This window comes from Nostoc sp. CHAB 5715, assembly GCF_020829685.1.
Lineage (GTDB): Bacteria > Cyanobacteriota > Cyanobacteriia > Cyanobacteriales > Nostocaceae > Nostoc.
Genome location: NZ_JAIVFR010000077.1, coordinates 1 through 12,459, shown reverse-complemented (window position 1 = coordinate 12,459; position 12,459 = coordinate 1). Strand labels below are relative to the sequence as shown.

Here is a 12,459-nt window from a genome sequence, read left to right as displayed (position 1 = left end):
AAAAGCATTGTCCCCAACATCGACCAAGCGATTATTTCCGTTCACGGTCATAATGATTTAGGTTTGGCAGTTGCTAACTTCTTAGAAGCCGTGAAAAATGGCGCACGGCAACTAGAATGTACGATTAATGGCATTGGCGAACGTGCCGGAAATGCATCACTAGAAGAATTAGTGATGGCGTTGCATGTGCGGCGACAATATTTTAATCCTTATTTGGGAAGACCAGAAGAATCTCAAGAATCCCTCACAAATATCGACACCCGGCAAATTTACAAAACCTCACGCTTAGTTTCCAATTTGACGGGAATGTTAGTACAACCAAATAAAGCGATCGTCGGGGCCAATGCTTTTGCTCATGAGTCTGGAATTCACCAAGATGGTGTGCTAAAAAATAAGCTCACCTATGAAATTATGGATGCCCAATTGATTGGTTTAACAGATAATCAAATAGTTTTGGGCAAACATTCAGGCAGAAATGCTTTCCGCACCCGGTTGAAAGAATTGGGCTTTGAACTGTCAGATACTGAGTTAAATAAAGCATTCGTCAGATTCAAAGAAGTAGCAGATAAAAAGAAAGATATTTCTGATTGGGATTTGGAAGCGATCGTTAACGATGAAATCCAACAAGCACCCGATTTGTTCCGAGTAGAGTTGGTGCAAGTTTCCTGTGGTAGCAACGCCCGTCCTACAGCTACAGTCACCCTCCGTACCCCAGACGGTGAAGAATTAACCGATGCTGCGATCGGTACTGGGCCAGTAGATGCAGTTTACAAAGCCATCAACCGTGTGGTGAATGTGCCTAACGAGTTGATTGAGTTTTCTGTGCAGTCAGTAACAGCTGGTATTGATGCCATTGGAGAAGTGACAATTCGTTTACGTTATGAATCTAAAGTGTTTTCTGGTCATGCAGCGAACACAGATATCATCGTGGCATCCGCGCAAGCCTATGTAAATGCACTCAATAGGCTGTATTCTGCGTTGCATAGGCAAGAAAAGCCAGAGGAAGTATCTGCACAGAAAGTCTAAGTCGTATCTGTCAAACTGTCCATAATACAAGCACCGCACCTTGTTTTTAGCATCAGCTAAAAAACTCCTTCCCGACCTTGGGAAGGCGTTAGGTGTGAGTTCAGAAAATTTGTTGGAAAATTATGCTGACAGATAAACATATCACTATCAGAGAAGCCGCCACCGAAGAAGACTTACTGATTGCAAAACACTTTTACCAAATGTGGCTAGATATTGGTGTTTATGAGAGTAATATCGATTTTGATTGGCAGAATATTACCCTCAAATTCATAGAAGAGGCGCGTCGAGATTTATTTTACAAGGCTTTTGTTGCAGAGGTTGATAATGCAATTGTGGGTTCTGCAAGTTGTCAACTGTTTGCAGGTTTATACCCGAACGTTTTAAAATATGAACACCGCAAATTTGGATATATTTGGGGGGTTTACGTTGAACAATCTTACCGCGGACAAGGCATTGCTAAATGCCTGACTAATAGAGCAATTGAATATTTAAAAGCGATCGGTTGTACGCGAGTACTTCTTAACGCCTCGCCATCGGGTAAACCAGTTTACTCCAGCCTCGGTTTCTCTGAAGGGAATGTAATGCAATTAGATTTAATTTAAGTACAGCAATTTTTTTGCCTTGTAGTGGTGTGTGATTAGCCTAAATTGATGAAGTTCTATAAATATCATGCTCTTGGCAACGACTATCTAGTTATTAATCCCCAAGATTTACTATTTCCGCTTACCCCTGAAAAAATTAAAACAATTTGCCATCGAAATTTTGGAATTGGCTCAGATGGTATCAGGACTTACGCAAAAATCGCCGAAAGGCTTAATTTATCGAACCGCCAAGACGCCAAGAACGCCAAGAATTCGTAGAGCGTGCGTAAGTCCTAGGTATATTGTTGATCCAAACCTGCCGAGTCCGTTTCAAGTCCTTCATATTCAGAAAACACAGCCTCGGCGGTGGGACTTCGCAACTTATTCTGGCTACAGATAAATAAGAGCTTTTTCATTAATTAATATAAAGCGATAGTATTTTAGAAGCCTTTAAATCTAGGATTTTTACCTATCTTAAGTTCCTACTCATCGCTCTCAAAATTTCTCTCCTTCAATCCTAGCCAAAAGAGTAATACTTTTTCAACTTCAACTAGTTGTTCTGGTGTCAAGTTTCCCAACTTTCGGAGTAACTTTGCATGTGGAATTGTAATAATATTTTGTACGTCAAACACTCCTGCTCGGAGAAAGTTTACCTTTAGCGCCACCTCAAATCTTGAACCGCGTAAGCTAGTCGTATGAGGAATTAGGGTTGCTAGTGCTCGATCCTGCTCTAGGGCAGGAATACTAATAATTAAGCATGGTCTGACTTTTGCTGTGTAGCCAAGATCGACAAGCCAAACTTCTCCACGATTAGGGCTACTCATCGGAAGCTTCTTGTCGATCTAACTCCAAAAAAAGTTCTTCTGCATTCCAAACCAAATCTTCATTTGACAAATATGGAAAGTCCAAATGTCTAACCCTTTTTAAAATCTCCAGAGCTATTTCCAGTCTCTCTGACTCTGGCAGACGATCAAAGGTGCTTAATAATTCTTCCACTGGGGCAGTCATGACTCTCTTTATTAGACACCCCAATAGCATAGCATGACCCTATATAAACATTCTGTTCGATGAGATCGCACCACAGACAATCCCAAAACTACGCCAAGCATAAGCGATCGCTTACAATACACTCAGATAAGTTTGCTCAGAATTCATCGGTAAAATCCGCAACTTCCGATTTTTAAGGTCTGCTTCTAACCCTAAAACTTCCATTGGCGTCACACCCAAAAGGGGATATGGTACTTCTGTTAGTTCCAAACAATCAAAGGTTCCTTGACGTTCTCCAATACTAAGTTCAACATCTCGGAAAATCCGCCCCTGCTGCACTCCAGCCGCAGTCTCTACCTGGGCTTCTCCACCTTGGACTAAACCTAGTTGACTAATAATGCTAGCAGGTAAACACAGCAAAGTTGCACCCGTATCAACTAAAACATTATCCAAAATACAAGAGCGAACTTCCTCTGGAGAAATAAAGCCTCGCTGTGCCAAAACTTGATCAATTCGATTCGTGAGAGTGAGGGTAACTACTACTTGCCCCATTTGCTTACCCTGAAGATTTGGTAGTACCAGCTTACCCATTTCAGCAAACTCCTGAAAACAAAATATTTTTGAGAGATGCCTTAAAATACAAAGACGCAAAAGCACTCTCTGCGCCTCTGCGTCTCTGCATGAGATATTCCCTACTTACACCATCTCAGACGAAGCCTGCACCATCTGCTGCGGCTGCGGCTGGAACATGAACAACGAGTACACCACATCTCGGCGGATGTTGATCATCATATCCAAGAACAATTCGTAACCCTCGCTCTTATACTCAATCAATGGGTCTTTTTGCCCATAACTACGTAATCCTGCTGATTCGCGCAAGGCATCCATTTGTTGCAGGTGTTCCCGCCACAGTGTATCAATGCGTTGCAAGATGAAGAAGCGTTCAGCTTGGCGCATCAGTCCGGGTTGAACTTGGTCAATCTGCGCTTCTTTGAGATCGTAAGCAATTCGCACCTGTTCGTGGAGGAAGGCTTTAATCTCGCTGACTGTCATATCTTCTAATTGATTTGGTTGCAAATCCGCTAGCAGATAGACGAATTCTTTAACTTTCTCAACCAGCTTGTCTAACTCCCACTCTTCCGAAGGCAAGTCTATGTTGATATAGTAATCAACGATGTCATCCATCGTTTTTTCGGCGTACTTGATTACCTGTTCTTTCAAGTCTTGACCTTCTAACACCCGGCGACGTTCAGCATAAATAGCACGACGTTGATTGTTCATCACTTCGTCATACTCGAATACCTGCTTACGAATGTCGTAGTAGTAGGTTTCAACTTTTTTCTGTGCGCCTTCCAAACTGCGGGTAAGCATCCCAGATTCGATGGGCATATCTTCTTCCACTTGGAAAGCATTCATTAACCCAGCAACGCGATCGCCACCAAAAATCCGCAATAGATTATCCTCTAAACTGAGGAAGAATCTCGTGGTTCCAGGGTCGCCTTGTCTTCCTGCACGTCCGCGCAACTGGTTATCAATCCGCCGCGATTCGTGACGTTCTGTACCAATTACGTGCAAACCACCGATTCCCACTACTTCATCATGTTCGCGGGTAGTAAATTGTTCGTATTCCTGCTTAACGCGGTTGTATGCTGACCGCAATTTTTGAATTACAGGGTCATCAATGGGAGCTTTTTCTGCGGCTACAGCTACCTTGTCTTCTGCTTCCAGTTCTGGTAAACTGCGATCGCCATACTCACGCACCGCAATTTCTACTGCATCTTTGAGTAGTTTTTCTGTTTCTTTTGTCAATTGGGTGGGGAAAATTTCTGGTGAAGCCCGCCAAGTTTTGACTTTTTTACCAGGGACAAAGCCTTGACCACCACCATGTCCTGTAGGCAATCCTGCTGGTCTTTGCACGCCAAAGCTATCTTCTGACTCTGGCATGACGAGCCGAGGCATGAAGTATTCCCGCAACTTCAGACGTGCCATGTATTCGGAGTTACCACCCAAAATGATATCTGTACCTCTACCAGCCATGTTAGTAGCAATGGTAACAGCACCTTTTCGTCCAGCTTGGGCGACAATTTCCGCCTCACGCTCGACGTTTTCGGGTCGGGCGTTGAGTAATTCGTGGGGAATCGCCAATTCCTTCAGCAGCCGACTCAGAAGTTCGGATTTTTCTACACTAGTGGTTCCTACTAATACAGGTCTGCCGAGTTCGTGCATTTCGGCACATTCTCTAGCGATCGCACCCCACTTGCCTGGTTCTGTCTTAAAGACCATATCAGACAAATCTTCGCGTCTGCGATCGCGGTTGGTGGGAATTACCGCAACTTCTAATTTGTAAATTTTTTCAAATTCCGATTCTTCCGTTTTTGCCGTTCCGGTCATTCCACCCAGTTTTGGATACAGTAAGAACAGATTTTGATAAGTAATTGTCGCTAGAGTTTGAGTTTCTGGCTGAATTTCTACGTGTTCTTTGGCTTCAATGGCCTGGTGTAGTCCATCACTCCAACGCCGTCCGGGTAGCACCCGACCGGTAAATTCATCTACAATTACCACTTCGCCATTACGGACGATGTAATTTACATCCTTGAGGAAAAGTTCTTTAGCTTTAATTGCATTGAAAATGAAGTGCGCCCAAGGATCTTCTGGGTCAAATAAATCTGTGACTCCCAAAAGATTTTCTGATTCCGCAAAGCCTTCATCTGTCAAAAGCACGTTACGAGCTTTTTCATCCACATCATAATGCTCGTCTTTTTTTAGTGTGAATGCGATTTCGGCTGCTTGCAGATACTTTTCTGTCGGTCTTTCCACCTGCCCGGAAATAATTAGCGGTGTCCGCGCTTCATCAATTAAAATCGAGTCTACTTCGTCAATCACGCAATAATTGAACGGGCGTTGCACCACATCTGCCATTGATGTCGCCATGTTATCCCGCAGGTAGTCAAACCCTACCTCGCTGTTGGTGACATAAGTGATATCGCAATCATAGTTTTTCTGGCGTTCATTGGGAGTCATAGTTGACTGGATTAGCCCCACACTCAGCCCCAAGAACCGATGCACTTGTCCCATCCATTCAGCATCCCGACGAGCTAGGTAATCGTTCACAGTGACAACGTGTACACCTTTACCAGTAAGCCCATTTAAATAACTCGGTAAGGTTGCTACGAGCGTTTTACCCTCACCGGTTTTCATTTCGGCAATTTGCCCTACATGCAAAATGATACCGCCAAGGAGTTGGACATCAAAGTGCCGCAAGCCCAAGACTCGCCGTCCTGCTTCCCGGACAACGGCGTAAGCTTCGGGCAATAGGTCATCCAGAGTTTCGCCTTTGGCAAACCGTTGTTTAAATTCGACGGTTTTACCTTTTAACTCCTCATCGGAAAGAGCCTTAATTTCTTCCTCTAGAAGGTTAATTTCAGTAACAGAAGGTTGGTATTTTTTAAGCTTACGAGCGTTGGGGTCGCCCAACAAAAGTTTTAGCATGGCAGATTATAGAACTGAATCAAGGGGGATGGGGATTAAAGCAGTTATCAGTTACCAGTTATCAGTTACATGGGGCGTTGGAGGGGGATTTAGACCCGCCACCAAAGCATTCCACCTTCGTTTGTGGGGGACTTAGACCCAGGGACAAATAGATCACTGATAACTGTTTACTGTTCACTGTTCACTGTTAAAGTTTTGCATTGATTATAAACATTTAACCCAACCCAACCTTCTTGGTTGTGGATGGGTGTCAAATGAGAATTAACTCAAAAACAGGAGAAAAACTAGACAATCAGTTTACTAAATGATTGGTTTTAACTCTTATCTTATTATTTAGTCTTTCTTCATAGTATCATTTTGCCCTCAGATGGGGCCAGAGATGGGGGAGCAGGGGGAGTAGGGGGAGATGAGGGAGCAAACAAACGATTATTCTTCCTCATCCCCCTCACCCCCCTCATCCCCCTCATCCCCCTCATCTTAATTCGAGTTCTTCCATTCTGCTGTCAGGTGGCGGAAATTGTAATCACTAGCGCCTTGATGACAGTTGACACAGCTGCCAAGCTGGACGGGACGTGGTAACTTAACTCCTGGATGCAAAGCTTTGAAATAACGTGAGTCATTAAGGCGATATGGTGTTTCTTCGTCGTCTAGCTGGACACGGGAGAAAGTCGAAAGATATTTCCACACCAAGATGCGTGGCGGATCGACTAAAGGCTTTAGTTGTGCGCCGTAGTGCTGCGAGTCTTGCAGGAGATTTTTCCAAGTTTGGGTGGGTAAAACGGCTGGTGGTAAGCCGATGTGGCATGTGGAGCAGTTTTCCAAATACAGTTCTTGTCCTAATTGATACTGTGCAGGCACTACGTCAACAGTGCCAATTTCGGCGGTAGGAGTAGCACTTTGGGCATTAGTTGCCAAGGCTAGAAGCCAACCCATAGCTAGACTCCAGGTTACAATTACCAGAAGTAAACCGAAAAATTGGCGTTTGAATTGGCGTTCGGCGCTTTGCTGTAGTGAAAAGCGATCGCTCTTTGGCGGGCGATTTTTGCGATCGCGGATTTTGCGCTTAACAAAAATTGACATTCCTCACATTCCCAGATATTTAGAAGTGACGCTTGTGCTAATCATAGGACTTACCCAGCGTTGTCAGTAGTAATATAGCGATGTCTATTGGCAAGCACTTCTGCGTCTGCATCTCTCAACATTGCAAGGAAAAATCTCTTAGCAGTTTTAACCTGACTCACTAGAAAAATCAGCCACAATATCTTGGATTTCATTTGCACCAATATCTTCTCGGTCAGATTTGGAATAAATCGTTAGTAGCAAAATATTTCAAGGTGATTCAACTTAATAAATTAATCGGTATCCAGCACTCTTATATTTTTGGATACTACTGTTGCGAACTCTTACCTTGTAAACAATATACTCTTCACCAATGCCCGCAATGCGATCGCCGACAATATTTCCTTGCTGTAATTGCAGGGTAATCGGTTGAACATCAGAGCGAATATTGCGAAATCTCTTTGAGAATCTATAAAGTTCCTCCTCAAACTCATCGGAAAATCGAATTGAAATCGCGTCATCACTCTGCATCAATCCTGTCCCATAGCTCACTAATTGGTCTAGTTTGACCAGCTTTTGCTTGCTGCAAGGCTCTTCTCAAGCTAGCTTTAATCTCCTCAACGGGTGTATCGTCAACGTCAACCTCTTCTGCTTCTACCTGTTCTGGAACCAACACAATTACCCGAACCTGATCAAGATAAGTGGTTCCCTGAATCGGCTCATCTAAAACTAGGTTTCCCTGAGAGTCAATCCTGCCGGTAACTTTGATCGCTTTCATTTGTTGTCCACCTCATTTTGTACGAGATACTAACACGCTCAAATTCCAGCAGAATCAGGAAACTGAAGTTTAGATCGCGTTTTAACCTGACTCACTAGAAAAATCAGCCACAATATCTTGGATTTCATTTGCACCAATATCTTCTCGGTCAGATTTGGAATAAATCGTTAGTAGCAAAATACTTGTAGGTGATTCAACTTGATAAATCAATCGGTATCCAGCACTCTTACCTTTTTGGATACTACTGTTGCGAACTCTTACCTTGTAAACAATATAGTCTTCACCAATGCCCGCAATGCGATCGCCAACAATATTTCCTTGCTGTAATTGCAGGGTAATCGGTTGAACATCAGAGCGAATATGGCGAAACCTCTTAGAAAGATCGCGCAAGTTTTGTTTATATAGGAATCGTATTTGATTTTTGAAATTACTCAAAACTATCGCTTTTATTGCTGCCAAAGTCCAAGTCGAATGCGTCCTCCATCGACCAGCAAATCTTCACCAACAATGTAAGAAGCGTCATCGCTTGCTAAAAATAGCACAGCTTTGGCCACTTCATCAGCATTGCCAAACCTTTGTACAGGAATTTGCTGGCGAAGGGATTCTTGCAAGTCAGCGTCTTTTACTACTTCGTTAAGCATGGCAGTTTCAATCACCCCTGGACTCACAGAGTTGACACGAATGCGACGCTTTAGTAGTACAGCCGACATAGAACGAGCCAGAGAACTAACCGCAGCTTTCGTCGCCGCATATACCGTTAAATTTGGCAGACCTTGATAAGCAGTCAGAGAAGCATTCAGAACGATCGCACCTCCATCATTGAAGTGCGACAATGCGCGCTGAACGGTAAAAAAGACTCCTTTAAAGTTCACGTTAACAATAAAATCAAACTTCTCCTCGGTAACATCTTCAATACCCGTCGAATCTCCAACCCCAGCATTGGCAAATAAGATGTCAAGCTTACCAAATCGTTCTTCGACCTGTTGATAAAGTCGATCAAGATCGTCAACTTTAGATGCATCGGCGGAAACAGTGAGAAGCTGTTCTGCATAACCTAGTTTCTGGGCAGCTTCGTGTAGTGCATCTTCTCGTCGTCCCGTAATTGCAACCCGCGCACCCTCTGCCAAAAAAAGTTTGGCGGTGGCAAAACCCATACCGCTGCTGCCTCCAGTGATTACGGCTACTTTGTTTTGTAGTTTCATAAATAATGTTAATTATTTTTTGAATGTGAATGATTAAGCAGCTTGATTTGCGCTCTTTGAATGAATCACTAGAAGGTAGCTCCCGCACGCCATAAAAGATTACGTCTGCAAATGCTGCTGCTTCATCATTTACCCCCTTTGGTGAGGGTTTTGTCAACCCACGCGATCGCGCTCTGTTCGGTGTCTGCCTCTATGCCGGAGCCAGAATCAACGAAGCCTGTACCCTGCTCAAGCGCGATGTGATCACGCCTAGAGGCGTTCGGCCTAAGTTGATTATTCGCAGTTATAACACCAAAGGCGGACGCGACACGCGGGAGATTCAAATTCACCCCATCCTGAAAGACTACCTTGAAGCCTACGCCCCACTTATCAAAACCAGGGGCAAGAATCCGCATCTCTTCCCTGGCAGGCACGGACTGAACCACATCCACCAAGCCAGTGCCGACCGGCTGATGAGAGAAGCCCTGCAAAGGGTAGGGTTAGAGGAACGGGGCATGAGTACCCATTCTTTCCGCCGAACCTGCTTAACGGCTATGAGTGATATCATGTCCGATAAATTACTTGTGATATGTCAAAAGCGAGTGGAACGAAGTGAAACGAAGCAATCACAACGTCTGGAGCGATTGCTTCACTCCGTTCGCAATTGACTTGTGTTTAACCGGACGTGATATGATGCAGGGATACCCCTACGGCACATTCAAAAACCCAAAAGTAAGAAACTCTAGGATTTAATTTCTTACTTTAATTGACGCAAATAAGCAATGATAAGGGTTTTGGGAGCCAATGCTTTCTATCGTTCTTGCTCGGTATTGGCTGCAAAATTGCAATCACGCTCAGAAATTCCATGTGAGGGGAATTTCTGCTGGGTTCTGGCAGATTACTGGTAGCCAACTCGCACAAGGAAACTTATCCTCAAAACCTTGTAGTTTCAAGCGTGCCTCACGTACAGATTGATATAAAGGTTTAGCACTTGAAAATTCTGTGAGAAAATTCTTCAAAAACTCCTGTGCTACTTTGTCAGGTACTGGTTCACGCATGACAATCATTTGGGGAATATGCAAATCCGCTAAATTAGTAGCTAATCCCAAACCATCGCAGGAGTTAAAAATTGCTAAGTGTAAACCTCGTTCAATAGCTTTCGTCAAAGCATTTTTTAACTCAGCAATAGTTAAACTATCAGAGGAGTTGATGTGAAAATGACCAATTTCTTGTTCAGTTTGAGTAAAGCTGTGACCAGCAAAAAATAAAATATCCCAAGGTTGCATCCAAAGTTCATCATTGAGTACTGGGCGTTTTGGTTCCACTAAAAACTTGATTTCCACATTAGGTAATTGTTCAAGTAAAACTCTGTCTTGTTGAATATTAATGCCAGTGCTATCTCCCAATATCGCCAATATTTTGACATGATATTTTGAGGATATAGACTTTTCTTTTCTCTCATAAGTAGTTAAGGAAAGAGCCATTTCAGCGTGAGGATAGCGTTCAAAAAAATCCCAAACCTGCAAGGGTATACGCCGTAACTGACTATCTTCTGTTTGCAGGAGTATCCGAATAGATTCTGAGGGATTTAATTTTTCTAATAATTGCTCTTTAATAGGACGAAATAATTCTGAGTTCAACCATAAATTGATATGAGCTTTTAAATTCTCTGCCAATTTATTGCATTCTTTAAATAATTCTCGCTGACTAATATTGGTAACTTGTGTTTCTGGAAACTTGATTCGCAAACTTCCTTGTAAGCTCTGGCGATATGCAGATTGCCATTGATTATATAAAAAAATTAGATTTGAAGCTGGAGGTAATTGACCATGAGATTCAAAATATGGGCGATCGCCTTCTAAACTAATTTGTAGTGTAACCGGAAATCCTGTACTTAAATTACCTTGACCTAATTTTAAAATTACTAGCTTTCCCGGCGTTGATTTTTTAGTACTGGGCGCTATCATTTGAATTAATTCTTTTAAATCCGCTTGATGTTGCCGATAAAGAGAAATTTCCGTTTCTTTACTTTTTAATTCAGCTTGATATCTTGCTTCTAACTGTTGCAGGGCGAATTCATAATTTCGAGTAACTTCTGCGTGGATTTTCTCTTTATGTGTCAGTTCTGGTACATCTACACGGACAATGACAATACCATCACCTTTATTTTCAATACTTTTAATTGTTAAAGGGATATCTTCATTTTCTCTTTTCACCTTTGCTAAAGCGACAGATAAAGATTCTAAATCTAAACCATTGCGGAAAATTAAATCAACAGTATTTATTGCTATTTGAAATAGTTTAGTAAATTCTCTAGGGGCAAATTTTCCACTACTAGGACGACGTTCTTGTTGGTTATTTAACAGATAAACGTAGTCACAAATTACTCCTTCTAATTGAGTGGTGCTGTCAATATTCCAGGCTTCTAAACAAGCTGCCGTTACATTGGCTTGCTGAAAATTGGTTTTGATTGCTTGAGTTTTCGTCAGATTTGCACCTTCTAAGTTTGCACCTTTAAAAGTAGCTTCACTAATATTTGTTTTAGTTAAATCAGCATAACTCATGTCAGCATGATCTAGGTTAATACCTGTGAGGTCACAGCCATCATAATATTTACATTTATTACTAGCTTTTTTAGTAACAGCTAAATGTTGAACTACTGGGTTTGATAAAATAGTATTATCTACTCTGGCTGTATCAATATTTTTTGCTAAATGAAAGTTAGTACACTTCAATCTTGTCTTACTAAAGTTTGTATTTTTGAGTATTGCTCCTGTAAAATCAGCATTGATTAAGTTACTACCTTTAAAATTTGTACCACCTACAGAGGCAAGAAAAATAGCAATTGTGCGAAGTAATGCAAATTTTTCGTCTCCTGTGACAATTCGCCAACCCATGTACATACTCAGCAACATCTCAGTTATATGCCAGATGCTACTGATAATCAAACCTGAAGAGTTATTCCAACCTATAACGAAACCTGTTGCTGTTAAAGCACCAATTCCGTATGCAGCTACTACTAACATCCCTAAACCAATTTGAGTTAGTTTTGTTATCCAGGCTATATGAGTTGCCATAACCACAACTGCAACCCAAGCAACAAGTATGGGTAAAATTGATACTAGGGGCAATAATGGTTTTGTAATACTGAATAAAGCTCCAACACCACTTACTATTAGTGTTAAAATTGTCACAGAAAATACAGTCAAAATGGCAGTTCTTAATCCCCATGTAAAAGTAGCAAAAAATACTAAAAAGTAAAGTAGCAGTACTTCTATTTGGGAAGAATCTCCTACCTGAAATCCAAATTTATGAGTAGCAACAGTAGGAACAAATCCAACCATTACTAAATGTTCCA

Annotated in this window: 13 protein-coding genes and 2 pseudogenes; 4 read left to right on the top strand and 11 right to left on the bottom strand. The window is 42.1% G+C overall.

Going from position 1 to position 12,459, the window contains the following annotated elements; genetic code table 11:
- The 3 genes and pseudogenes from LC574_RS06580 to LC574_RS06570 all read left to right on the top strand — a co-directional run.
- A partial coding sequence (locus LC574_RS06580; RefSeq protein ID WP_229452195.1) for a 2-isopropylmalate synthase occupies positions 1-1,026 on the top strand: 1,026 nt, incomplete at its 5' end.
- 122 nt (positions 1,027-1,148) lie between these two features.
- Complete coding sequence (locus LC574_RS06575; RefSeq protein ID WP_229452194.1) at positions 1,149-1,628, top strand: GNAT family N-acetyltransferase; 480 nt, start codon at positions 1,149-1,151, stop codon at positions 1,626-1,628.
- Positions 1,629-1,676: 48 nt separating this feature from the next.
- Positions 1,677-1,811, top strand: a pseudogene (locus tag LC574_RS06570) (diaminopimelate epimerase); the annotation flags it as partial.
- 104 nt (positions 1,812-1,915) lie between these two features.
- On the opposite strand, the pseudogene LC574_RS06565 reads toward LC574_RS06570, so the two are convergent.
- From LC574_RS06565 to LC574_RS06520, 10 genes and pseudogenes are all read right to left on the bottom strand, one after another.
- A pseudogene (locus LC574_RS06565) lies at positions 1,916-2,023 on the bottom strand (phosphotyrosine protein phosphatase); the annotation flags it as partial.
- Between the two features lie 66 nt (positions 2,024-2,089).
- On the bottom strand, positions 2,090-2,431 hold the full coding sequence (locus tag LC574_RS06560; RefSeq protein WP_229452192.1) for a type II toxin-antitoxin system PemK/MazF family toxin: 342 nt from the start codon (positions 2,429-2,431) through the stop codon (positions 2,090-2,092).
- On the bottom strand, positions 2,424-2,615 hold the full coding sequence (locus LC574_RS06555; RefSeq protein ID WP_100898302.1) for a hypothetical protein: 192 nt from the start codon (positions 2,613-2,615) through the stop codon (positions 2,424-2,426). The genes LC574_RS06560 and LC574_RS06555 overlap by 8 nt, the downstream gene beginning before the upstream one ends.
- 111 nt (positions 2,616-2,726) lie before the next feature.
- Positions 2,727-3,185, bottom strand: coding sequence for an aspartyl protease family protein (locus tag LC574_RS06550; protein WP_229452191.1), 459 nt, complete (start codon positions 3,183-3,185; stop codon positions 2,727-2,729).
- A 105-nt stretch (positions 3,186-3,290) separates the two neighbouring features.
- Positions 3,291-6,083, bottom strand: coding sequence for a preprotein translocase subunit SecA (secA, locus tag LC574_RS06545; RefSeq protein ID WP_229452189.1), 2,793 nt, complete (start codon positions 6,081-6,083; stop codon positions 3,291-3,293).
- Between the two features lie 477 nt (positions 6,084-6,560).
- On the bottom strand, positions 6,561-7,163 hold the full coding sequence (locus LC574_RS06540; RefSeq protein WP_229452188.1) for a diheme cytochrome c: 603 nt from the start codon (positions 7,161-7,163) through the stop codon (positions 6,561-6,563).
- 264 nt (positions 7,164-7,427) lie between these two features.
- Entirely contained in the window at positions 7,428-7,673 is a 246-nt protein-coding gene (locus tag LC574_RS06535) for a hypothetical protein (RefSeq protein WP_306422088.1), read from the bottom strand.
- A complete protein-coding gene (locus LC574_RS06530; protein ID WP_229452186.1) occupies positions 7,663-7,920 on the bottom strand; it encodes a hypothetical protein in 258 nt (85 codons plus the stop codon). Before LC574_RS06530 ends, LC574_RS06535 begins: the two co-directional genes overlap by 11 nt.
- Before the next feature lie 81 nt (positions 7,921-8,001).
- Positions 8,002-8,355, bottom strand: a complete 354-nt coding sequence (locus LC574_RS06525; protein WP_229452178.1) for a type II toxin-antitoxin system RelE/ParE family toxin — start codon at positions 8,353-8,355, stop codon at positions 8,002-8,004.
- 11 nt (positions 8,356-8,366) lie between these two features.
- Positions 8,367-9,122: a glucose 1-dehydrogenase gene (locus LC574_RS06520; RefSeq protein WP_229452176.1), complete on the bottom strand. Its 756-nt coding sequence runs from the start codon at positions 9,120-9,122 to the stop codon at positions 8,367-8,369.
- Positions 9,123-9,220: 98 nt separating this feature from the next.
- On the opposite strand from LC574_RS06520, the gene LC574_RS06515 reads away from it, so the two are divergent.
- Positions 9,221-9,769: a tyrosine-type recombinase/integrase gene (locus tag LC574_RS06515; RefSeq protein WP_368736674.1), complete on the top strand. Its 549-nt coding sequence runs from the start codon at positions 9,221-9,223 to the stop codon at positions 9,767-9,769.
- A gap of 186 nt (positions 9,770-9,955) precedes the next feature.
- Here the strand turns inward: LC574_RS06515 and LC574_RS06510 are convergent.
- Positions 9,956-12,459: pentapeptide repeat-containing protein (locus LC574_RS06510; protein WP_229452174.1), on the bottom strand; the 2,504-nt coding region annotated here is incomplete at its 5' end.

What these genes read in the sequence shown, in the direction of transcription:
- LC574_RS06575 (WP_229452194.1), top strand. Translation starts at nt 1,149, where the DNA reads ATGCTGACAGATAAACATATCACTATCAGAGAAGCCGCCACCGAAGAA.
- LC574_RS06550 (WP_229452191.1), bottom strand. Translation starts at nt 3,185, where the DNA reads ATGGGTAAGCTGGTACTACCAAATCTTCAGGGTAAGCAAATGGGGCAA.
- LC574_RS06540 (WP_229452188.1), bottom strand. Translation starts at nt 7,163, where the DNA reads ATGTCAATTTTTGTTAAGCGCAAAATCCGCGATCGCAAAAATCGCCCG.
- LC574_RS06530 (WP_229452186.1), bottom strand. Translation starts at nt 7,920, where the DNA reads ATGAAAGCGATCAAAGTTACCGGCAGGATTGACTCTCAGGGAAACCTA.
- LC574_RS06560 (WP_229452192.1), bottom strand. Translation starts at nt 2,431, where the DNA reads ATGAGTAGCCCTAATCGTGGAGAAGTTTGGCTTGTCGATCTTGGCTAC.
- secA (WP_229452189.1), bottom strand. Translation starts at nt 6,083, where the DNA reads ATGCTAAAACTTTTGTTGGGCGACCCCAACGCTCGTAAGCTTAAAAAA.
- LC574_RS06520 (WP_229452176.1), bottom strand. Translation starts at nt 9,122, where the DNA reads ATGAAACTACAAAACAAAGTAGCCGTAATCACTGGAGGCAGCAGCGGT.
- LC574_RS06535 (WP_306422088.1), bottom strand. Translation starts at nt 7,673, where the DNA reads ATGCAGAGTGATGACGCGATTTCAATTCGATTTTCCGATGAGTTTGAG.
- LC574_RS06555 (WP_100898302.1), bottom strand. Translation starts at nt 2,615, where the DNA reads ATGACTGCCCCAGTGGAAGAATTATTAAGCACCTTTGATCGTCTGCCA.